This is a genomic window from Ruegeria sp. D6 (genome assembly GCF_056534365.1).
Genome location: NZ_JBQFPH010000001.1, coordinates 662,009 through 683,349 on the forward strand (window position 1 = coordinate 662,009; position 21,341 = coordinate 683,349).

Annotated in this window: 18 protein-coding genes; 10 read left to right on the top strand and 8 right to left on the bottom strand. The window is 57.0% G+C overall.

The features are described 5' to 3' along the window. On the bottom strand, window positions 1-759 hold the full coding sequence (locus ACR0A1_RS03305) for a DsbA family protein (protein ID WP_170396556.1): 759 nt from the start codon (window positions 757-759) through the stop codon (window positions 1-3). Further along, window positions 756-2,141 carry a M48 family metalloprotease gene (locus tag ACR0A1_RS03310; protein WP_480705100.1) on the bottom strand — a complete coding sequence of 462 codons (1,386 nt, stop codon included), beginning with the start codon at window positions 2,139-2,141 and terminating at the stop codon, window positions 756-758. Before ACR0A1_RS03310 ends, ACR0A1_RS03305 begins: the two co-directional genes overlap by 4 nt. On the opposite strand from ACR0A1_RS03310, the gene ACR0A1_RS03315 reads away from it, so the two are divergent. From ACR0A1_RS03315 to ACR0A1_RS03345, 7 genes are all read left to right on the top strand, one after another. Then, the gene (locus ACR0A1_RS03315) at window positions 2,140-3,303 is read left to right on the top strand and encodes a pyridoxal phosphate-dependent aminotransferase (protein WP_480771515.1); all 1,164 of its coding nucleotides are present in this window, start codon (window positions 2,140-2,142) and stop codon (window positions 3,301-3,303) included. The genes ACR0A1_RS03310 and ACR0A1_RS03315 overlap by 2 nt on opposite strands. A gap of 66 nt (window positions 3,304-3,369) precedes the next feature. Further along, window positions 3,370-4,590, top strand: coding sequence for an N-acetylmuramoyl-L-alanine amidase (locus ACR0A1_RS03320; RefSeq protein ID WP_480866225.1), 1,221 nt, complete (start codon window positions 3,370-3,372; stop codon window positions 4,588-4,590). Between the two features lie 95 nt (window positions 4,591-4,685). Beyond that, complete coding sequence (locus ACR0A1_RS03325) at window positions 4,686-7,172, top strand: penicillin-binding protein 1A (RefSeq protein WP_480585332.1); 2,487 nt, start codon at window positions 4,686-4,688, stop codon at window positions 7,170-7,172. Between the two features lie 89 nt (window positions 7,173-7,261). Then, complete coding sequence (prfB, locus tag ACR0A1_RS03330; protein ID WP_170396566.1) at window positions 7,262-8,389, top strand: peptide chain release factor 2; 1,128 nt, start codon at window positions 7,262-7,264, stop codon at window positions 8,387-8,389. Beyond that, window positions 8,390-9,097 (top strand): M50 family metallopeptidase, encoded by a 708-nt coding sequence (locus tag ACR0A1_RS03335; RefSeq protein ID WP_480866228.1) that lies wholly within the window; start codon window positions 8,390-8,392, stop codon window positions 9,095-9,097. It abuts the gene before it with no gap. A gap of 118 nt (window positions 9,098-9,215) precedes the next feature. Then, complete coding sequence (locus ACR0A1_RS03340) at window positions 9,216-10,613, top strand: amidase (RefSeq protein WP_480866230.1); 1,398 nt, start codon at window positions 9,216-9,218, stop codon at window positions 10,611-10,613. A 28-nt stretch (window positions 10,614-10,641) separates the two neighbouring features. Next, entirely contained in the window at window positions 10,642-11,439 is a 798-nt protein-coding gene (locus tag ACR0A1_RS03345; RefSeq protein ID WP_170396570.1) for a DUF2189 domain-containing protein, read from the top strand. Here ACR0A1_RS03345 and ACR0A1_RS03350 read toward each other — a convergent pair. The 4 genes from ACR0A1_RS03350 to ACR0A1_RS03365 form a co-directional block, all read right to left on the bottom strand. Next, window positions 11,436-12,131: a helix-turn-helix domain-containing protein gene (locus tag ACR0A1_RS03350; protein WP_223118269.1), complete on the bottom strand. Its 696-nt coding sequence runs from the start codon at window positions 12,129-12,131 to the stop codon at window positions 11,436-11,438. The genes ACR0A1_RS03345 and ACR0A1_RS03350 overlap by 4 nt on opposite strands. Before the next feature lie 340 nt (window positions 12,132-12,471). Beyond that, a complete protein-coding gene (ilvN, locus tag ACR0A1_RS03355) occupies window positions 12,472-13,032 on the bottom strand; it encodes an acetolactate synthase small subunit (protein ID WP_170396580.1) in 561 nt (186 codons plus the stop codon). After that, window positions 13,029-14,300, bottom strand: a complete 1,272-nt coding sequence (locus tag ACR0A1_RS03360) for a glycosyltransferase family 87 protein (RefSeq protein WP_170626685.1) — start codon at window positions 14,298-14,300, stop codon at window positions 13,029-13,031. The genes ilvN and ACR0A1_RS03360 overlap by 4 nt, the downstream gene beginning before the upstream one ends. Before the next feature lie 73 nt (window positions 14,301-14,373). Next, window positions 14,374-16,125 carry an acetolactate synthase 3 large subunit gene (locus ACR0A1_RS03365; protein ID WP_480561373.1) on the bottom strand — a complete coding sequence of 584 codons (1,752 nt, stop codon included), beginning with the start codon at window positions 16,123-16,125 and terminating at the stop codon, window positions 14,374-14,376. Between the two features lie 425 nt (window positions 16,126-16,550). On the opposite strand from ACR0A1_RS03365, the gene ACR0A1_RS03370 reads away from it, so the two are divergent. Both ACR0A1_RS03370 and ACR0A1_RS03375 read left to right on the top strand, forming a co-directional pair. Further along, a complete protein-coding gene (locus tag ACR0A1_RS03370; RefSeq protein ID WP_170403004.1) occupies window positions 16,551-17,396 on the top strand; it encodes a HalD/BesD family halogenase in 846 nt (281 codons plus the stop codon). Window positions 17,397-17,439: 43 nt separating this feature from the next. Then, the gene (locus ACR0A1_RS03375) at window positions 17,440-17,826 is read left to right on the top strand and encodes a bleomycin resistance protein (RefSeq protein WP_255612071.1); all 387 of its coding nucleotides are present in this window, start codon (window positions 17,440-17,442) and stop codon (window positions 17,824-17,826) included. 74 nt (window positions 17,827-17,900) lie between these two features. Here ACR0A1_RS03375 and ACR0A1_RS03380 read toward each other — a convergent pair whose 3' ends face one another. Both ACR0A1_RS03380 and ACR0A1_RS03385 read right to left on the bottom strand, forming a co-directional pair. Beyond that, window positions 17,901-18,548, bottom strand: a complete 648-nt coding sequence (locus tag ACR0A1_RS03380) for a response regulator transcription factor (RefSeq protein WP_170396590.1) — start codon at window positions 18,546-18,548, stop codon at window positions 17,901-17,903. Beyond that, window positions 18,548-19,981 (bottom strand): cache domain-containing protein, encoded by a 1,434-nt coding sequence (locus tag ACR0A1_RS03385; RefSeq protein WP_170396592.1) that lies wholly within the window; start codon window positions 19,979-19,981, stop codon window positions 18,548-18,550. Before ACR0A1_RS03385 ends, ACR0A1_RS03380 begins: the two co-directional genes overlap by 1 nt. A gap of 246 nt (window positions 19,982-20,227) precedes the next feature. Between ACR0A1_RS03385 and ACR0A1_RS03390 the strand changes: the two genes are divergently transcribed. Further along, window positions 20,228-21,310, top strand: a complete 1,083-nt coding sequence (locus tag ACR0A1_RS03390) for a TRAP transporter substrate-binding protein (RefSeq protein ID WP_170396967.1) — start codon at window positions 20,228-20,230, stop codon at window positions 21,308-21,310. Window positions 21,311-21,341: the final 31 nt, after the last annotated feature.

Genomic DNA, 21,341 nt, shown 5'->3' on the forward strand with positions numbered 1-21,341 from the left:
TTAACCCTGTTCTGCCCGAACACCATTTGCGATCTGGAGCATTTGGTCTGCGGGCAGGTACCCGCGCATCATTTCGGTGCCCAGAACAAAGGACGGTGTGCCTGAAATCCGCAGCTTTTGCGCCAGATCGCGGGTTTTTGCGATTTCTTCGGTGACCTCATCGCTGTTCATTGCCGCGATGATCGCGTCGCTGTCCAGACCCAGCCCATCTGAAATCCGGCGCAGGGTCACCTCGGAGGGCTCGCCGCTGAATTCCAGCAGAGCGTCATGGACCTGCTTATAGGCATCGTCTCCCGCCACCTGTTTTGTTGCGATGGCAAAGCGGGATGACGCGACAGAGGCATCGCCCAGGATCGGCAATTCCTTAATCACAAGACGGATATTGCCGTCCTCGGCCAGCAGGGTGGCCACTTCGGGCACGGCGCGCCGGCAGTAACCGCAACGGTAGTCCATGAACTCGACCAGAGTAATATCGCCGTCCGGATTGCCACCGACCCAGCTGTAACCGTCATTAAAAAGCTCGTCAGCGTTGGCCGCGACAAGCTCCTTGTCAGCCTGAGCCTCGGCAACGGCATTGCGTTCCTCAAGGATGTTGATCGCCTCGAGGATCACTTCGGGGTTTTCCAGAAGGTATTCGCGCACTTGTGCGCCAAACTCGGCCTTCTCGGCGTCGCTCATCGCGTTCAGTTCCAGCGCCTGCGCAGGACCAGTGATCAGGGAAAGACCCAATAGGGCCGGTGCAGCATGTCTCAGGATCATTTCCGTTTCCTCTTTTTCTTCTTCTTTGCGCGCTCCGAGGCAATCAACACATCCTGTGCCCTTTGCCAACCCGGAGAGCCTTCGGGGAGCTGTGCAACAGCCCGTTTAGCATGTATGCCCGCATCATCAAGTCGTCCCTGCAGCGCATAGCGTTCTGCAGTCACCGCAGACGCCATTCCGTTGTTGCCCACCTGCGAATAGGCAGAACCCAGATCCCGCATCAGCCGGGCATTGCGATAGTCGCGTGCGCGCGCCTTTTCAAGCACTTGCAGGGCTTTCTTCGTCTTGCCATCCGCCAGCAAAGCACGTCCGTAACCGGCGAGGATCAGGGCATTGTTGGGCGCCATATCAACGGCTGCACCGTAGGCATCCACAGCTTCGGGCACGCGCCGGTTCTCCAATAGAATCTGGCCCTTCAATTCATAAAAAAACGGATCGTCAGGGCGAATCTCCAGCGCACCATCGATTGCTGCGCGGGCACGGGCGAGATCGCGATTTTGATGATGGGCCGATGCCTCGCGCATCAGGCGTATGTCACGATCTTTTTCTTCGCCCGCGCGACGCATGGTCCAGGTCGGGGATCGAAGAAAGGCTGACAACTTACCTTTGATCCGCGCGAACCAGTAATCGGCATTTGCGTTTTGCTCTGCCTTGTCGCCGAATTCGTTCAGAAAGGCCTCGGCGGCGCGCAAACGTTCGCGGCTGGTAGGGTGTGAGCGCATGTAGGGGTCTTGATTGACGGGGTTCAACAGCTCTTGCCCCGCGAACTTACGGTGCAGGTTGACCATCCCGCGCGGAGATACTCCCGCCCAACGCAAATAGCTGGCAGCACTTCGATCCGCCGAGGCTTCTTCGGCCCGCGTATGGCCCAGAAAGCTGCGCAGCGCCGAGGCTTGTGTGCCCGCTGCAATTCCTGCTGCAGCTTCTCCGCCACCTGCGGCTGCGGCTGCAAGCGCTAAAAGCGTCCCAAGCTGCGCGTTACGTTGTGCCGCTCGCAGGTTCTCTGAGCGTCTGGCCAGGTGGCCGTTGGCGATGTGCGCGGCCTCGTGTGCGATCACCGCTTGCAGCATCTCGGGCGTATCGACGCTCAGGATCAAGCCATAGTTGATATAGATCGTGTTGTAATCGATCACGAAGGCATTGAACGTACCATCATTGACGATCAGTACGCGCACCCGGTTGGTGTTCAGGCCAGCGGCCCGCAGGATCGGAAAGGCGAGCTCTTGCAGCCCGTGTTCAATGTCGGGATCGCGGATAAGGCTTTGCGCGCTGGCCTGCATGGCGCTGATCGACCATGTCACTGCCAGCAGCAACACGGCCGGGATTGACGCCAGCCGGGATAAGCGTTCAAAAGCCATGGCTGCAACATGGGAGATGGCCATGAGAAACTCAACCCGTTCCGGGGTCGATCCCTTCATCGTGATGGACGTGATGGAGGCCGCGCGCAAGGCGGAAGAAGCCGGGCGGCATGTCGTTCACATGGAAGTAGGTCAACCGGGGACCGGCGCACCCAAAGGGGCAACCGAAGCATTGGCGAAGGCCATGGAACAAGGGCCGCTTGGGTATACGGTGGCTTTGGGTTTGCCCGCTCTTCGTCAGCGGATCGCGCAGATGTATGGTGAATGGTATGGCGTTGATCTCAATCCAGAACGGGTGGTCATCACACCGGGATCATCGGGCGGGTTTTTGCTCGCCTTTACCGCTCTGTTCGACAGCGGTGATCGGGTGGGGATTGGTGCCCCGGGATATCCCTCATATAGGCAAATCCTGAAAGCATTGGGTTTGGTGCCGGTAGACTTGCCGACAGCACCGGAAAACCGGCTGCAGCCGGTGCCCGCCGATTTCACGGGGCTTGATTTGCAGGGATTGATGGTTGCCTCGCCTGCCAACCCGACTGGGACAATGCTGGATCATGCGGCGATGCAGGCGCTGATCGATGCGGCGCACGCGCAGGGTGCATCGTTCATCAGTGACGAGATTTATCACGGGCTGGAATACGAGGCCAAAGCCGTCACTGCGCTCGAGCTGACGGATGAGTGCTATGTGATAAACTCATTCTCCAAATATTTTTCGATGACCGGCTGGCGCGTTGGCTGGATGGTTGTGCCCGAGGATCAGGTACGGGTGGTTGAGCGGATTGCCCAGAACATGTTCATCTGCGCGCCTCACGCCAGTCAGGTGGCCGCATTGGCAGCTATGGATTGTAACGACGAATTGCAGGCAAATCTGGATGTATACCGCCGCAATCGTCTGTTGATGCTGGACGGGTTGCCCAAGGCCGGTTTTACCAATATCGCACCGCCGGATGGGGCGTTTTATGTTTACGCGGATGTCTCAGACTTGACCGATGACAGCCGGGCATTTGCAGCCGAGATTCTCGACAAAGCCGGGGTTGCCGTGACGCCGGGGCTGGATTTCGACCCAGTGCGCGGGCACACGACGCTGCGATTTTCCTATGCGCGATCGACGGAAGACATTCAGGATGGGCTGGATCGGCTGCAACGTTTTATGGCCAAGCGGGGTGCGATCCCGCAATCGGCCTAAAGCGTTCACAAAGGCGGCGTCATGCGATAGGCTCTGCCTCAAACGATCTCGGGATAACTTGAGGCCATGAGCAGGATTTTCTACGCAATCGCCCTGATATGGGCGCTGACTGGTGCTGCTGTCGCGCAGGACTTTAGCGCGCTTTCACGCGTCCTTCCGGACCAGAGCGGAATCGTCGATGATGGCAATACCGGCGTAAGGGTCGAACTTGGGTTGACTCAAGGCGTGCCATACCGCGTGTTCACACTGCGCGATCCATACCGCGTGGTGCTGGATTTCCAAGAGGTCGACTGGTCTGGCCTGAACCGCGAGACCTTTCTGCAAACCAGCCGGATCAGCGGTGTTCAATTCGGCGCATACGTGCCCGGTTGGTCGCGTCTGGTGTTGGAGCTGGGCGCTCCGCTGGCGGTGGAAACAGCTGATCTACGGGTTGATCAGGCGACGGGCACTGCTCAACTATCGCTGCACCTGAAAGGCACTGATTTTGACAGTTTTGCAGCCAGCGCAGGTGCCCCCCGTCAGCCCGGCTGGGATTTGCCGGAACCCGCAGTGACACCGGCACTGCCGCGGCGCGACGGCGTGCGGGCGGTACGGGTCATGCTGGATCCCGGGCATGGCGGCATTGATCCCGGGGCAGAATTCGCTGATACCAATGAGAAAACACTGATGCTAACGTTCGCGCGAGAGCTGCGAGAGGCGCTGCTGCGTACCGGCGGTTTCGAAGTGGTGATGACGCGTGTTGACGATCAATTCGTCTCGCTCGAACGCCGTATCTCGCTGGCACATCAGGCCGGGGCCGACGTGTTTATCTCACTGCACGCGGATTCGCTTTCCGAAGGGCTGGCGCATGGGTCGGTCGTCTACACTCTTTCAGAGGAAGCTTCAGACGTTGCCAGTCAAAAGCTGGCCGAACGGCATGACCGGAGTGATTTGATCGCAGGTATTGATCTCAGCGGTGCGGACGATCAGGTCGCTGATGTGTTGCTGGATCTGGCTCGGCAAGAGACTGTGCCACGCAGTAGCGCACTGGCGCGCTCGCTGGTGGATGGAATGACGCAGCAGGGAGGCCCGATGAATCGTCGTCCGCTACGTTCTTCGTCGTTTTCGGTGTTGAAGGCCGCAGATATCCCGTCGGTTCTGGTTGAGCTGGGTTTTTTGTCTAGCCCGCGCGATTTCAAGAACATCTCTGATCCAAACTGGCGCGCATCCATGGCGCATGGGCTTGTGCAGGGGCTTGAGAACTGGCGTCGGGACGATCTGGTGAAGCGATCTCTGATCGGACAATGACGCAGCGGCGCAAAACAGCCATTGTAGCCTTTCGTGTTTTGACCCTGCGCGGGGGCGACACTATATAGGCGTCATCGCGAGTAAAAGGCAGTAACGTGATCCGGTTCATTCTTTCGTTCTTCGGGGCAATTTTCAGTCTCGTGACCTTAGGTATTTTTATGGCCGCGCTGGTCGTTGGCGCGGTGTTCTGGATGTATGGCCGAGACCTGCCCAGCCACGAGTCATTGGCGCAATACAAACCACCGACGATCAGCCGGATTTACTCGGGTGAGGGCCAGCTGATCGACGAATTTGCACAGGAGCGCCGCCTGTTCACGCCGTCCGAGGAAATTCCCGATCTGGTAAAACAGGCGTTTATCTCAGCGGAAGACAAGAATTTCTATACCCATCAGGGCTATGACCCGCGCGGTATCATTGCTGCCGGGGTCGAGGCCGTGCGCACTAAAGGCGAAACCGTTCGTGGTGCGTCAACCATCACGCAGCAGGTGATGAAGAACTTCCTTTTGTCCGGTGATCGCCGGGCCGAGCGCAAGATCAAGGAAATTATCCTCGCCACCCGGCTTGAGGATACCTTGGACAAGGAACAGATCCTCGAGCTGTATATGAACGAGATCTTTCTGGGCCAGAACTCTTATGGTGTGACCGCTGCTGCGCAGACCTATTTCAACAAAACTCTGCAGGAACTGGCCCCGCATGAAGCCGCGATGCTGGCGGCGATGCCCAAGGCACCATCGGACTACCATCCTGTGCGGCAGAAAGAACGTTTGCTGAACCGCCGCAACTATGTGCTGCGCGAGATGCAGCAGAACGGCTATATCGATCAGGCCACCTATGAGACCGAAGTCGAGATGCCTTTGCGTTCGGTTCAGAACGGGGATTTTGAAAGCTTCCGCACTGCACTGCCGCCGCGTGACTATTTCACCGACGAAATCCGACGCCAGTTGAGCGAGGATTTTGGCGAGGGTGAGTTCTTCACTGGCGGTTTCACCGTACGCGCCTCGGTGGATGAGGAAATGCAGGTCGAAGCGGCGAAAGCCCTACGCACGGCGCTGCAGAAATACGACCGCTCTCGTGGGCGGTGGCGCGGCACAGGCGAGGTCATCGCCGAGGAGAAGCTGGCGGATGAAGCACAGTGGCGCGAGGCGCTGGCGATCATGGAAATCCCCCGCGACGTGGTGCTGCCGACGCAGTGGTATCCTGCCGTTGTTCTGAACGTGGCCGACCAATCCCTGACCGTCGGGATCGAAGATGGCCCAGCAGATGGCACAATCCCGCGCGAAGACATCAAGTGGATGCAGGGCAATTTCCAGGACAATTTCAAACGCGGCGATGTCATTCTGGTAATGGCTGGCGAAGAGGGGCAGTGGTCTGCCCGTCAGGTGCCAGAAGTGCAGGGCGGCTTTGTCGCGATGGACGTAAATTCGGGCCGTGTTCTGGCGATGCAGGGTGGGTTCTCGTATCAGGACACCGTGTTCAACCGCGCCACTCAGGCGCAGCGCCAGCCCGGGTCCAGCTTCAAGCCATTCGTTTATGCCGCTGCTTTGGATAGCGGATACAGCCCCGCGACGATCGTTGTGGATGCGCCGATCGAGGTGAATACACCGCAGGGCCTGTGGCGTCCCAAAAACTCGACGAACAAGTTTTACGGTCCAACGCCCTTGCGTACCGGGATCGAACAGTCGCGGAACCTGATGACCATCCGTCTGGCGCAAGAAGTCACAATGCCCGTGGTCGCAGGTTATGCCGAGCGGTTTGGCGTTTATGACCGGATGGGTGCGTTCCTTGCGAACTCGCTAGGGTCTGAAGAGACTACGCTGTACAAAATGGTCGCTGCCTATGCGATGTTCGCCAATGGTGGCGAGCGGGTTGAACCCACACTGGTTGACCGTATTCAGGACCGGTTCGGCAAGACCATCTATCGCCATGACGATCGCCAGTGCGTCGATTGTAACTCTAGCTGGCTTGAGCCTGATGAGTCGCCCACGATCCTCACCGATCGCAGCCAGGTCATGGATGCCATCACCGCCTACCAGTTGACGTCGATGATGAAGGGCGTGGTTGATCGCGGCACTGCATCACGTGTTGTGAACCTGCCCGTGCCCACAGCGGGCAAGACCGGCACCACGAACGAATCCAAGGATGCGTGGTTCATCGGTTTCACCTCAAATATCGTGGCCGGTTGCTACATCGGTTATGACCGCCCGCGCCCTATGGGCCGAGGAGCCTACGGCGGCACCTTGTGCGGTCCTGTGTTCCAAAGCTTTATGGAAAAAGCAGTCGAGAAATACGGCGGTGGCCCGTTCGAGGTGCCTCCGGGTGGCCATTTCATCAAGATTGACCGTTTCAGCGGCGCGCGCCTGCCAGAAGACGCGAGTGGAGAATATGTGGTCGCCGAGTATTTCCGTGATGGCGTGGATGGTTTTATCGATCGCGTCTATGACGGTGGCTTCGCGATGGGATCTGACCTGCCGTTGTTTGAAGAGGCAAGTTCGGGCCGTCAGGTGACCACCTCAACCGGGGATACGATCACCGTTGGCCCCAATGCCAGCCAGGGCGATCTGCAGGGCGGCGGGCTTTACTGATCCGCCCAAGTTTCCCGGCTCAGTCGTCTTGTGGTACCTCGCACCACTTGCTATCACGCACACCTGATTGAGCAAGTTGGGACCTGACCATGCGCGCCGAAACCCAGAATATTGTGGCGGAAATCGAAAAGTCGCTGGAGCTGCTGGCGCAGCGCATGGACTATGAAACAGCGCCGCACCGGTTGGAGGAATTCAACGCGCGTGTTGAAGATCCGAACCTGTGGGACAATCCCGAGAACGCGCAGAAATTGATGCGCGAACGGCAGTTGCTGGTCGATGCCATCGAGACCTACGAATCCATCAAGACCGATCTCAGCGACAATATCGAGCTGATCGAACTGGGCGAGATGGAAGAGGACGAAGAGGTCGTAACCGACGCCGAAGAAGCGATCAAAAAGCTGCAGACCAAGGCCGCAAAGAAAGAGCTTGAGGCGCTGCTTGATGGCGAAGCGGACGGCAATGATACCTTCCTTGAGATCAACTCGGGCGCAGGCGGTACGGAAAGCTGCGACTGGGCCTCGATGCTGGCGCGGATGTATGTCCGCTGGGCCGAGAAAAAAGGCTATACGGTCGAACTGCAATCCGAGACAGCGGGGGAAGAGGCGGGGATCAAGTCCGCCGCCTACAAGATCACTGGCCACAACGCCTATGGCTGGCTTAAATCGGAAAGTGGCGTGCACCGTTTGGTGCGTATCTCTCCGTTCGACTCGGCGGCCAAGCGGCATACCTCGTTCAGTTCGGTCTGGGTTTATCCTGTGGTGGACGACAATATCGAGATCGAGGTGAACCCATCGGATATCCGCGTTGATACCTACCGGTCCTCGGGCGCGGGTGGTCAGCACGTGAACACGACGGACTCGGCGGTTCGGATTACGCATATTCCGACCGGAATCGTAGTCACCAGTTCCGAGAAATCGCAGCACCAGAACCGCGATATTGCCATGAAAGCGCTGAAATCACGGCTGTACCAGCAAGAGCTGGATCGCAGAAACGCCGAGATCAACGCCGCCCACGAAGCCAAGGGTGATGCGGGCTGGGGCAACCAGATCCGGTCTTACGTGCTGCAGCCCTATCAGATGGTCAAAGACTTGCGGACCAATCATGAAACATCCGACACCAAAGGTGTGCTGGATGGCGATCTGGATGGTTTCATGGCGGCGACACTGGCCCTGAATGTCTCGGGCAAAAGCCGGTCCGAGGCGCAGGGCGAAGGCTAATTGCGGCAGTCCTTGACCTCGGCTGTGAACCTGATCAAGGGCCACTGGCAATTGATCGCAATTGTCGCGTTGGTGTTTGTGTTCTGGAACACGATGCTGGTGCTTCCGTTGAAAATCCTGGTTGTGTTCCTGCATGAGCTTTCGCATGCCGGTGCCATTATACTGACCGGTGGTTCGGTTGAAAGTTTCTCGGTCTCTCCACAACAAGGTGGTCTGGTTATTGGCCGAGGAGGCAATCGGTTTGTCAGTCTCTCAGCGGGATATCTTGGGTCCTTGATGCTTGGGATGGGCCTGCTGATGATCGCCCTGCGCACCAATGCCGATCGGGCTGCGCTTGGTCTCTTTGGGGGAGTCATGCTGATTATTGCGCTCCTGTATATCCGGGAACCGTTTGCCATGGCGTTCAGCGCGGGCTGTGGAGCGGTGATGCTGGCCACCGCGTGGTTCCTGAACCGCAACCTGTGTGATCTGATTCTACGGGTCATCGGGCTGACCAGCATGATCTACGTTCCGTTTGACATTTTCGATGACACGATCCTACGCGCGGGATTGCGATCAGATGCATATATGCTGGCTGAAGAATTCGGCGGAACCACCATGATGTGGGGCGGGTTGTGGCTGGTGCTTAGTCTGGTGATGATCGTCTTTGGTCTGAAGAATGTGCTGGGCCGCAATAGCAATGTGCGGATCGACCTCAGGATCAGATGATGCGCGCTCTTGCGCCGCTCTTCTTCGCGAAATTCTAAAAAGATACATTTAAACAGTGGCTTTAAATGGTCCGAGCACGTCGCTAGGCTGATGACGAGCAGCCAAAGGACCAACCCGCATGGATTTGACCAGAGCATCCGCGACGGACATTCTTGACGCCTTGTCCCGCCGACAGCTTTCAGCTGCAGAACTGATGCGCGCGACGCTGGATCGGATCGCCCAGGTGAACGGTGAGGTAAACGCGATTGTCGCGCTGCGGGATGAAGACGCTTTGATGGCCGAGGCGCGGGCGGCGGATGCCGCGTCACCTCGCGGCGCGCTGCACGGGTTGCCGATAGCGGTGAAAGATCTGGTAAATGTGGCAGGGATCACTTCGACGCAGGGTTCGCCATTGTTCAAGGATCATGTGCCGCAAACTGACGATCTGCTGGCCGCCCGGCTAAGGGCTGCTGGGGCAATTCTGATCGGTAAGACCAACACGCCGGAATTCGGACTGGGTTCGCACACGTTCAATCCTGTCTATGGTGCAACACGCAACCCTTATGATCCCACGAAAACCTGTGGAGGTTCGTCGGGCGGTGCAGCAGTGGCGTTGGCGACGGGAATGCTGGCGCTGGCGGACGGCTCGGACATGATGGGCAGCCTGCGCAACCCGGCCGCATGGAACAACGTATACGGGTTCAGGCCAAGTTGGGGGCGCGTTCCGTCTGAGCCAGTGGGGGACGGTTATCTGCATCAGCTTTCAACTCTGGGGCCTATGGCGCGCAGCCCTGAAGACATCGGGCTATTGCTTGACGTCATATCCGGCCCCGATCCAAGGATGCCATTAAGCACAGAGGTCGAGCGCGTGTCGCCCGTTCAAGCGGCTGATCTGACAGGGATGCGCATAGGCTGGTTGGGCGACTGGGGCGGGGCGTTTCCGTGCGAAGAGGGTATCCTCGCGCTATGCCGCGATGCGTTGCACGTTTTCGAAGAACGCGGTGCGCGCGTTGAGGCGCTTGCACCACCGTTTGACGCGGACCTGATCTGGGACAGTTGGATTACTCTGCGCTCCTGGTCAGTGGCCGCAGGGTTAGAGCCTTTGGCCAAGAAGAAATCATCACTCAAAGATACCGCGCAATGGGAGTTGGAGCGCGGCCTGGCGCTCAGCGCGATGGATGTGCACCGGGCCAGTGTGAACCGGTCTGACTGGCACAAGCGGGCGGTGGAGCTTTTCGAAGACTATGACGCCTTGGTGTTGCCCGCAGCGCAGGTCTGGCCGTTCGAACTTGAAACGCTGTACCCAACCGAAATCAAGGGGCAGGGGATGGATACCTACCATCGCTGGATGCAGGTCGTGACACCCGTCAGCCTTTTGGGGTTGCCCTGTCTGGGTGCGCCTGTCGGTTTTGGAGCACAAGGGCTGCCGATGGGAATGCAGCTGTTCGGTCCGCGTGGTGCAGATGCGCGGATCTTGTCGATTGGGGCGGCATATCATTCTGCAACGCTTTGGCCTCAGAAACGACCCGCCATGTAGAACAACCGCCCGGGAGGAGAAAACAAGAATGGACAAACCCTTTGGTGTGCCGACGCTGAAACCCGTTGATACCGCGATGCTGAAAGAAGCGTTACGCCGAGCTTGGCAGGATTATCGCCGCGCGCCGCTTTTCGGACTTCTGTTCGCAGGCTTCTACGTGCTGGCCGGGTGGCTGATGGCGTGGGTCACGCTGCAGACGGGAACGTCGTTCTGGCTGGTTTTGGCTGCGATCGGCTTTCCCCTGATCGGGCCGTTTGCTGCCGTGGGATTATATGAGGTCTCGCACCGGCTGGAACAGGGTGAGCCGTTGAATCCCGGTGCGATCTTCGGCGTGGTCATACAGCAAAGCCGAAGGCAACTGCCGTCGATCTGCGCCATTATCGTGGTGATCTTTCTGTTCTGGTTCTTTCTGGGCCACATGATCTTTGCCCTGTTCATGGGGCTGTCGACGATGACCAATATTTCAACATCATTTGAGGTGTTCCTGACCCCGAATGGGCTGAGCATGTTGGTACTGGGCACACTGGTCGGGGCCGTATTTGCAATCATTCTGTACATGATCACCGTGCTGTCGATTCCTATGCTGCTGGATCGTGAGCTGGATTTTGTGACCGCGATGATCACCAGCTTTGCCTATGTCAAAGCGAACATGGGTGTGATGCTGGCGTGGGGGGCCTTCATCGCGATCATCACTTTTTTGGCGATGATCCCTTGGTTCCTGGGCCTGTTTATCGTCCTGCCTTTGCTGGGGCATGCCAGCTGGCATCTTTATCGCTTGATCTTGGACAACGATCCGTCCGGGGCTGCTCAGCCGACACCCTCTTAAATCTGTCCGTTTAAGTCAGGCCCTGATGAATTGTGCGCCTTTCGGGCCGATTGCAGTGCTGCGGACAAATCATGCCCAAGGTGATGCAGCGTAAGCCGTCTTACATCGGATCCACTGCCACCGGCCAACCGATACACATAACCCGACCATTCCTGAGGTGCCCATTCAGGCGGAAGGTTCAGAACCATCATTCTGCAATCCTGTGCGCCGGGCCGGGACATCAATGCGCAGACTTGTCCGCCGATGTGAGAAACGATGCCCTGAACCTCACGCATGGGCGCGGAGCATTTCGGCATATGGGACAAGGGCTCATAGCTGCGCAGCAAGGTGCAATGCCTAATGCGGCGGATAAACAGCAGCCGGTGCAGTGTTGGTTCGCGTCGGTTTGGCGGGGCCTCAGCGGCGTGATAAAATCCGGTCGCCATAGTTTTTTCTGACCCGGTGACGAGAAATCGATCGATGATTTCTGATGCGGGATGAGCGGCGACCGGTTCTATTTCATCCAAAGGTTTCAGCAGGATACGCGCGTCGATATCGAAGAATCGACACATCCGGTCCAGCACATCCGGCCTGGGAAAACTTTCACCTGACAGATAGCGATTAAACTGCGTTCGATTGATGCCCAATTGGCGGCAAAGCTCTGAAACCGACCGATAACTGTTTGCGAGCTGCCTGAGGTTGGCTCCGAACATGCTGCGCAATTCTGCGGGGCTGCGATTGATGTCGGTCACTTCTGTCCCAGATTTCCGTTTGTATCTTCAGCAAAAACAGGTTTACGGCGGCACAGCGACCGCGCAGTACTCAGAAATCGTAAAGTTGACCCCAACGGGTGCTGCAAAGCGCCTCGCTACGCGTCACAGGCTAGTCTGATGATAAGCAAAATCAATTGGCTTTTAGCCTATTTGCATGATCTTTTTCATGCTGTTGCTCATATATGATGAACGCATTAAGCCTTTTTGACGTTAGCAGGGCACCATGGCCAAGCAGGCCGCCGCCCCAAAATTGAATTCAGTCCCAGGGCGGAAATGGAGCTTAGTCACCGCGCAATAGGGCTGCAACTCCGGTACGGGCGATTTCAATCAAGCCAAGAGGGCGCATCAGATCGGCAAAGGCATCGATCTTGTCCGGTGCACCGGTGATCTCGAAGATGAACGAATTCAGCGTACTATCGACGACATTGGCCCGGAAAATGTCGGCCAGTCGCAGGGCTTCGACCCGTTTGTCGCCTTCACCGACAACCTTTATGATCGCCAGCTCGCGCTCGACCGAAGCACCTTCGACGGTCAGATCATGCACGTCACGGACCGACACGATGCGTCCAAGCTGCGCCTTGATCTGCTCAATCACTTGCGGGGTGCCGGTGGTGACGATGGTAATTCGGCTGAGATGCCCGGTATGGTCAACCTCGGCAACCGTTAGACTTTCAATATTATAGCCACGACCCGAGAACAGACCAATTACGCGGGCCAGAACCCCCGGTTCGTTTTCAACCAGCACCGCGATCGTGTGTTGTTCCTGCACGTCCGAGAATGTCGGGCGTAGGTTATATGCAGAATGGCGGGTGGAGCCTTTGACGATGTTTAGCGGAGTCATTGATAGACCTCATCTTGGACATAAGTTTCTTCGGGCTTTCGTAGCGCAGAGATCAGCGCTTGGAGGCAAACTACGCAAGCCAGTATTAGGATCGGGGCAAACACGAGGCGCAAAGACAATATCTCGGTCATCTTGAAAAGCACCATATGTGTTGCTGGTCCTATACCGATCCACATTGCGGCGGCCAGTACCAGACGCCATGGAGAAGTTGTCAGGACGCCAGCTCGAAGCAGGAACAGTGCAACGATTGCAAGCAGCCCAGATTCATAGAACCAGAAGTACGGTGTAGACATGGAAATACCTAGAAAGAGTACCGCTACCCGCAAGTCAAAACCTACTCTTGGGCTGCGCCATGCAACGAAGACTGCAATTCCAGACAACACTGTCAAAGTCCATTGCATCGCAAGCGCGAGCGTTTCTGGCACACCGATGCTGGCCAACAAGGAATAAGGGCTAAGCATGACCGTATTCAGGTGGATTGAGCTTCGTATCTCTTCAAAGTGAACGCCCATCATGTTGCGCATTTCGGTCCAATATTCGACGCCAACGACCAGAGTGGCCAGAACGGACAAGACCACCGTCGTGACCGTTGCTGATATGATCGTCTTCCACGCACCGCTTGCCAAAAGCGCAAGCGGTATGAGCAGGCCGAGTTGGGGTTTAAGCGTCAGCAATCCAATAAAGAACCCTGCTAGTACGAAGCGGTCGTTCTTTAGCGCCGCTAGTGCGGCCAGAAGGCCTGCTGCCCAAAGGGTTGTGGTCTGCCCCATATACAAGTTTGGCAACATGGCGGGGGAGAGTGCAAAAGCAAACCAAACCGGTACGATTCCGCAGGAAAATGGCCGCACAGCAAGAAACATCGCGACAATTGAAATCGCTGTGAAAATCGCCCAAGCCGGAGAAAACGACAATGCCCCGAGTGGTTGGAGTGCGACAAGGAATGAGGGAGGATAAGACCAAGGCATCCAATCGTCTTCCTTGGACGCTTCGTGTATTTCCGACAATCTGTCGATATCAAATGCCGCAAGCGGTTCGCCTAAATGCGCGAGGTGACCTGCAGCCCAGAACACCTTGAAATCAACGGATAACGCCATTTTTCCTTGATCAACAACGGCATACCAGCCTGTGCCGACCCAGAACAATATCAACGCTAGAACGAAGAGTGGAACCATGAGCCCCACTTGCCAACCGCGACGGCCGGTGAATATCGACAAATTCTCTTCCGGGCTCGAAGCTCTGGCTGAGAACTGACTGCTGAGATCACGCATGATCTAACCCTTTTTCATGTCACGTGCGGCGACCTTAGCTCCGGCATTTGACCTAGATGTGGCAAAGCGGTGCTCAAACGAGCACAGCTCCACCAGCTTGAATAACACCTTGCGTTTCGGCTTCGCCCAGCAGCATCTCATTGTGGGCCTTGCCCGATGGGATCATCGGGAAGCAATTCTCGTGCTTTTCGACCACGCAGTCGAAGATGACCGGACCGTCGTAATTGATCATCTCCATGATCGCGTCGTCCAGATCGGTCGGGTCGGAACACAGGATACCCTTGGCACCAAAGGCTTCAGCGAGCTTGACGAAATCAGGCAGGGCCTCGGACCACGAATGCGAATAGCGTTCGCCGTGCAGCAGTTCTTGCCATTGTCGTACCATTCCAAGCCGCTCGTTATTCAGAATGAACTGTTTCACGGGCAGGCGGTATTGCGCGGCCGTGCCCATTTCCTGCATGTTCATCAGCCACGAGGCCTCACCAGCCACGTTGATGACCAGTGCATCGGGATGTGCCATTTGCACACCGATCGAGGCGGGGAAACCATAGCCCATGGTGCCCAGCCCGCCCGAAGTCATCCAGCGGTTGGGGTCTTCAAAGCCCAGGTATTGCGCCGCCCACATCTGGTGTTGTCCAACCTCGGTCGTGACATAGCGGTCGTATTTCTTCGTCAGCTCTTCAAGCCGTTGCAGCGCGTATTGCGGCTTGATGGTCTTCTCGCTGTTTGTGAAGGCAAGGCAGTTGACGTTGCGCCATTCGTTAATCTGGTCTTGCCACTGCTTGATATTGGCAGCGTCTGTTTTGCGACCGCGTGCTTTCCAGACTTTCAGAATATCCTCAAGCACGTGGGCAACATCGCCAACTATTGGGATGTCGACACGGATAACTTTGTTGATCGACGAAGGGTCGATATCTACATGGGCTTTGATTGAGTTCGGCGAGAACGCATCGATCCGGCCGGTGATACGGTCATCAAATCGCGCGCCGATGTTAATCATCAGATCGCAATCATGCATCGCCATGTTGGCCTCGTAGAGCCCATGCATCCCAAGCATACCGATCCAGTTTTCGCCAGAGGCCGGATAGGCCCCAAGCCCCATCAGAGTCGAAGTGATCGGAAAGCCGGTTGCATCCACCAGTTCGCGCAGCAGCTGGCTGGCAGCTGGACCAGAATTGATAACGCCACCACCGGTATAGAAGACTGGCTTCTTTGCGGTCTCGATTGCTGCAACAAGCTCCGTGATTTCTTCCAGATCGCCCTTCAATACTGGCTGATAGTGAGAGGTCGACGGTTTTGGCGTCGTGTATTCACCCGAGGCGAACTGAACGTCTTTCGGAATGTCAACGAGCACGGGGCCGGGGCGACCGGAAGTGGCCACATGGAAGGCTTCGTGCATAGTTGCCGCCAGCGAGTCCGTATCCTTCACCAACCAGTTGTGCTTGGTGCAGGGGCGCGTGATGCCCACAGTGTCGGCTTCCTGAAAGGCGTCAGAGCCAATCATGAAGGTCGGAACCTGACCGGTCAGAACAACGATCGGAATTGAATCCAACAACGCATCGGTCAAGCCGGTCACGGCATTGGTCGCGCCAGGACCGGATGTGACCAAAGCAACGCCCGGCTTGCCGGTCGAGCGGGCATAGCCTTCGGCAGCATGTACCGCACCTTGCTCATGCCGTACCAGAATGTGACGGATGTCATTTTGCAGAAAGATCTCGTCATAGATCGGTAGGACGGCGCCACCTGGGTATCCGAATACCGTGTCCACGCCCTGATCCTTGAGGGCCTGAACCACCATCTTTGCGCCGGTCATCTCACGTGTCATCTGCTTTGCTCCGTTCGCGACATGTGTCTTGCGTGTTGCCAAAAAAAAGCCCCCGAGATTTTCGGAGGCGCATGGGTTCGATTATGGTTTACCGTTACCGGCCCATGCGCGTGTTTCCTACGATTACGACTAGCGCTTTCATCGCCAGAGGCTCCTTCTTTGCGTGCAGGGACATTATGGTTGAGGGGAAGGGGCGTCAACAGGCAAATACAAAAATATTGTAAGTCTGGGCTTGTGGGATTTGATATTTTGTTGCGCAAAATGACGCAGGTCGAGAAATATCCGCGAAAATTCGCCGTAAATTGGTGGGCGATCGGGTGATCAACAGTGGTCTGATTGCGTCAGGCCCATGTCTGAAACAGACCAGAGCAGCGCCCGATGCTGAGGCAGGCTGGTGAAAACAGCGCTAAATCGGGAGGTCAGACATGCTGCACGATCTTGTGGATCTGGGGCGCTATCCGATCGATCGGCCTGATTCATACGGGTACATGCAGCTGATCGCGGACCTGAGGCGGGATCTGGAAGTTGATGGATGCGCGGTCCTCCCCGGCTTTGTGCACGAAGATGGCCTTGGGAAACTGATCGCTGAGGCCGATCACGTCGCTCCCAAAGCCCATCGATCGTTCAATCGCACGAATGCCTATTTTACGCAGGATGATCCCAGTTACGGGATCGGTCATCCAATCCGACGGTTTTATGACCGATCCAACGCCTTTGTTCCGGCTGACAACTTCCCTGTCACAAGCCCGCTGCGGCGTATTTATGAGTATGAAGGTTTCATGCCTTTCATCCGCACGGCTTTGAACGAGCCGGAGGATCGGTTCTTCCGATATGATGACCCTTTGGCGGATGTGATCATCAATGTGGTCGAGAAGGGAGGCGGCTTTCCGTGGCATTTTGACACCAATAATTACACCGTGACGCTGGCAATCCAGAATGGCGAGGAGGGCGGTGCATTCGAATACGCACCCAATCTGCGGACCAGTGAAGACGAGAATTTCAAGGGCGTCGCTGCGATTTTGGATGGCAGCAGGAGGGGCGTACACCAACTGGAACTGCAACCGGGCGACCTGCAGATATTCAAGGGGCGCTATGCCTTGCACCGGGTTGCGCCGGTTGAAGGACAACGGAAACGCTATGTTGGTATCTTTTCGTTTGTCGAAACCGAAGGCATGTGTGGTGGGGTGGAGCGGACCCGTCAACTCTATGGCCGTGTGCTGCCGCATCATTATGAGCGTGAAGGGTTGCGGGGTGATCAACTGCTTGACTGATATGTGCTAGTCTCGGGCCCGAAGTTGGAAGAGGGCTGTTTTGATGCAGATATTACAACTTACACCATTTGTCCTTTGTTCTTCTTTGGACGCGCAGATTGAGTTCTACACTCAGCGGCTTGGGTTTTCCTGCACATTCAGGCAGGACAATTATGCCTTCTTGCGCCGTGATCCTGTGGCGATCCGATTATTGGAATGTCCACCGCGTCAGGATGGGCGCGCATTGGGGGATGAGCAGTCGTTTTATGTTGACGTCAAAGGAATCGACAGCCTGTTCGAAAGCCTGCGCCCCGGGTTGGAGGAGCTGCCTGAAGGGCGGGTGCGCCCGCCATTCGATCAGCCCTATCAGCAGCGCGAATTTCATGTCCTCGATGAAGATGGGACTTTGGTGTTCTTTGGTGAAGATATCAGTGAACGCGGCAGCGGGTAGTGCTCCCGCCCGACTTCAATGTGCCGTTGGCACATCTCCTTCGGTTGGGCCGGGCAGCGCGTTTCGCGCTGCGGTCATAGCCCAGGGCTGGTGCCCTGCAGGACGCCATGCTCCAGGGCATAGCGGGTCAAGCCGGCGGTGGAGGAGATGCCAAGTTTGCGCTTGATGTTCTTGCGATGCGTCTCAACCGTGCGCACCGAAATGTCCAGCGCCAGTGCCACCTCTTTGTTGGATTTACCTTGCGCCAATTCCAGCAGGATTGTCTGTTCCCGGCCGGTCAGCGCCTCGCGCGTGTTGCCGTCCTTGGGCTCCAGCGAGCCGCTGGCCCCGGTACAAAGATACCGCTCGCCCCGCATCACGGCATCGATGGCTTGCTTGATCTCTTCGGTGGGGACGTCCTTGAGGATATAGCCTTTGGCGCCGTGGCTGAGCGCGGTTGAGATGTATTCGGGACTGTCATGCATCGACAGGATCAGAACGCGGGTTTTGGGCAGGCGCTCTAAAATGATCTCGGTGGCGTTCAACCCGCTCAGGCCGGGCATGTTGAGATCCATCAGGATCACGTCCGGCTGCAGGTGGGTTGCTCGATCGACAGCTTCTTGTCCGTTGGAAAGTGTGCCGACAACTTCGATCTCATCATAGCTTTCCAGCAGAGACTGAATGCCTTCGGCGACCATGGGGTGATCGTCGACAATAAGGACCCGGATGATTGAGTCGGACATCAGATACCGGCCTTTCGTTTTGGCGTTGGGTCTTCCTGCGGTGGCAGCATATGACTGAGCGGCAAGCTGACCTCAATCACGGTGCCGCTGCGCCCGCCGCGCGATGAGAGGATGCGTAGAGTGCCGTCAAGCTGTTCGATCCGTTCCTGCATGTTGCGTAGCCCGATTCCGGTGCTGACATGGCCTGGCTCGTTCCGCAACCCGCGACCATTGTCCGTAATCCGCATCGTGGCGCCTTTCTTATGACCTCGCAGGTCAATGGTAACACGGGTTGCTCCCGAGTGGCGCTCGATATTGGTCAGGGCTTCCTGCGCAATACGGTAGAGGGCAATCTTGCTGTCTTGATCCAATCGGTTTCGGAACACCACGGTTGAGAAATCGGTTTCAATACCCGTGCGTTCACTGAAATCGTCGGTCAAAGCCTTGAGCGCTGGCCCAAGCCCCAGATCATCCAGAACACCCGGACGCAGGTCGCGGCTGATGCGGCGAACCTCGGTGATGGCGGTTGCCAGATTGTCGATACCTGTTTGCAATGGTTCCTGCGCCGACTCGTCATCCCCGCGGATCAGACGTCGTCGGGCGTTGTCCAGTGCATAGCGTACGCCAACAAGAATCTGGCTGATGCCGTCATGCAATTCGCGGGCGACGCGCCCGCGCTCTTCTTCCTGAGCGTCCAATACCCGCTGTGTCAGTTCCTTAAGCTTGGCATCAGCCAGCCGGCGTTCGCGGAAGTTCAGCAACATGCCCGAGGCAAAGACGATCAGAACAGCGGCCAGAACAATGCCTCCGATATAAAGGAAGGTGCGCTGCACGCGCGCCTCAACCTCAGCACGGGCATTGGCGACGGTGGCGACGATGTCATCGATGAACACACCCGTGCCCACCACCCAGCGCCAGTCCTGCAGGCCAACAACATAGGCGATCATCTGAGCCTCTTCACCGGTCGATGGTTTTTGCCACATAAAGCTGTGCCAGCCCGCGCCCTGTCGGGCGAGCGTGATGAACTCATCCACAATCGGGGTGCCATCGCTGTCGGTCAGATCGGCCCAGTTGCGATTGATGAATTCAGTCTGGCGCGGGCTGACGAGGTTGTTGCCGTCATAGTCATAGACAAAGAAGAACCCGTCCTTGCCGTAAATCATCGCCGACAGAATCTGGGTCACGAGGTTTTTTGCGATTTCGTCATCCGGGGAGGCGCGACCGTAAATATAGGCAAACCCGTTCCGCGCCTGGGTCACGTAATTACGCAGCTCTTCTTTTTTGGCTTCGATCAGGCGGCGCTCGAGCGCCTGTATCTCACTCTCGGCGGTCGCGCGCGATTCATAAGCGACCACCATTGCAATGGCCGCAACCGCTGCGATCAGCGGGATTGCGGCAACCAGCGACAGTTTTTGCGCATAGGTTAGCGAGATTAGGTTCCGGATTCCTCCCATGTTCGAATCGATACGCAAGCTGCCGGGAAATTGCAAAAAATTTGGAAGAACACAGTGCTCGGCCACAGTGATTTGGGCGCGAGCGGGTAAAATCAACCGGATTTGTGCTTTTGAATGTGGAAAAACCCGACTGGCTACGTAGTAGTAGGTATTCACATTCATGTGTGTGGAACTAGGCTAACGCGCACTAGAAACGATCGACCCGGCATCACCCGGGGAATGAATATGAAGGGGAGGATCACTCATATGGATCGTCGTAAGTTTCTGAAAACATCAGCACTGGGCGGCTCCGCCGCTGCAGCCACCACGCTGGCAGCGCCCGCCTATGCGCAAGGCAAGCGCACGCTGACTATGGTCACCTCGTGGGGCCGTGGCCTCGCAGGTGTGTTCGACAGCGCGCAGCGTTGCGCCGACAGCATTACCACAATGTCGGATGGCGACCTGAACGTTGAAATCAAAGCCGCTGGTGAACTGGTTGGTGCCTTTGAGGTGTTTGACGCGGTATCGTCCGGTCAGGCCGATATGTACCACGCGGCAGACTACTACTTTGTGGGTCAGCACCCGGGCTATGCGTTCTTCACCGCTGTTCCATTTGGCATGACCGCGCAGGAACTGGTGAATTGGTACTACCATGCCGGCGGCATGGAGCTGCATGATGAGCTGGGCGAAATCTTCGGCCTGAAATCCTTCCTGGCCGGTAACACTGGCGCGCAGGCAGGTGGCTGGTACTCGAAAGAGATCAACAGCCCCGAAGACTTTAACGGCCTGAAATTCCGCATGCCGGGTCTGGGTGGCAAGGCGCTGGGCAAACTGGGCGCATCCGTTCAGAACATTCCGGGTTCGGAAGTGTATCAGGCGTTGTCGTCCGGTGCGATTGACGGAACCGAGTGGATCGGTCCCTGGGCTGACGAAAAAGCGGGCTTCCAGGAAATCACCAAAACCTACTACACCGCGGGCTTCCACGAGCCGGGTGCGGGTCTGTCGCTGGCCACCAACCGCGAGGTTTATGACAGCCTGTCCGCCGCGCAGCAGAAGATCATCGAGATCGCAGCTGCCGAGTGCCACCAGTGGAACCTGGCACAATTCCTGGCCAACAACGGTGCAGCGCTGCAGCGTCTGCAGGCCGGTGGTGTCAAGGTCATGGAATTCCCGGACAGCGTTTGGGACGCGTTTGGCGCAGCCAGCCAAGAAGTTCTGGACGAAAACATGGGTGATGAGCTGTTCAAGCGCATTCACGACAGCGCTATGGAGTCGATGGCAGCATCGTCGGCATGGAACAACCTGTCGTCGGGTGTCTACACCTCGCAGCGTGACCGCGTACGCGGCTAAGCAATCCGCTCAATGCAATCGGTTCCCCCGT

What these genes read in the sequence shown, in the direction of transcription:
- ACR0A1_RS03305 (WP_170396556.1), bottom strand. Translation starts at nt 759, where the DNA reads ATGATCCTGAGACATGCTGCACCGGCCCTATTGGGTCTTTCCCTGATC.
- ACR0A1_RS03315 (WP_480771515.1), top strand. Translation starts at nt 2,140, where the DNA reads ATGAGAAACTCAACCCGTTCCGGGGTCGATCCCTTCATCGTGATGGAC.
- ACR0A1_RS03310 (WP_480705100.1), bottom strand. Translation starts at nt 2,141, where the DNA reads ATGGCCATCTCCCATGTTGCAGCCATGGCTTTTGAACGCTTATCCCGG.
- ACR0A1_RS03320 (WP_480866225.1), top strand. Translation starts at nt 3,370, where the DNA reads ATGAGCAGGATTTTCTACGCAATCGCCCTGATATGGGCGCTGACTGGT.
- prfB (WP_170396566.1), top strand. Translation starts at nt 7,262, where the DNA reads ATGCGCGCCGAAACCCAGAATATTGTGGCGGAAATCGAAAAGTCGCTG.
- ACR0A1_RS03340 (WP_480866230.1), top strand. Translation starts at nt 9,216, where the DNA reads ATGGATTTGACCAGAGCATCCGCGACGGACATTCTTGACGCCTTGTCC.
- ACR0A1_RS03345 (WP_170396570.1), top strand. Translation starts at nt 10,642, where the DNA reads ATGGACAAACCCTTTGGTGTGCCGACGCTGAAACCCGTTGATACCGCG.
- ACR0A1_RS03350 (WP_223118269.1), bottom strand. Translation starts at nt 12,131, where the DNA reads ATGTTCGGAGCCAACCTCAGGCAGCTCGCAAACAGTTATCGGTCGGTT.
- ilvN (WP_170396580.1), bottom strand. Translation starts at nt 13,032, where the DNA reads ATGACTCCGCTAAACATCGTCAAAGGCTCCACCCGCCATTCTGCATAT.
- ACR0A1_RS03360 (WP_170626685.1), bottom strand. Translation starts at nt 14,300, where the DNA reads ATGCGTGATCTCAGCAGTCAGTTCTCAGCCAGAGCTTCGAGCCCGGAA.
- ACR0A1_RS03365 (WP_480561373.1), bottom strand. Translation starts at nt 16,125, where the DNA reads ATGACACGTGAGATGACCGGCGCAAAGATGGTGGTTCAGGCCCTCAAG.
- ACR0A1_RS03370 (WP_170403004.1), top strand. Translation starts at nt 16,551, where the DNA reads ATGCTGCACGATCTTGTGGATCTGGGGCGCTATCCGATCGATCGGCCT.
- ACR0A1_RS03375 (WP_255612071.1), top strand. Translation starts at nt 17,440, where the DNA reads ATGCAGATATTACAACTTACACCATTTGTCCTTTGTTCTTCTTTGGAC.
- ACR0A1_RS03380 (WP_170396590.1), bottom strand. Translation starts at nt 18,548, where the DNA reads ATGTCCGACTCAATCATCCGGGTCCTTATTGTCGACGATCACCCCATG.
- ACR0A1_RS03385 (WP_170396592.1), bottom strand. Translation starts at nt 19,981, where the DNA reads ATGGGAGGAATCCGGAACCTAATCTCGCTAACCTATGCGCAAAAACTG.
- ACR0A1_RS03390 (WP_170396967.1), top strand. Translation starts at nt 20,228, where the DNA reads ATGGATCGTCGTAAGTTTCTGAAAACATCAGCACTGGGCGGCTCCGCC.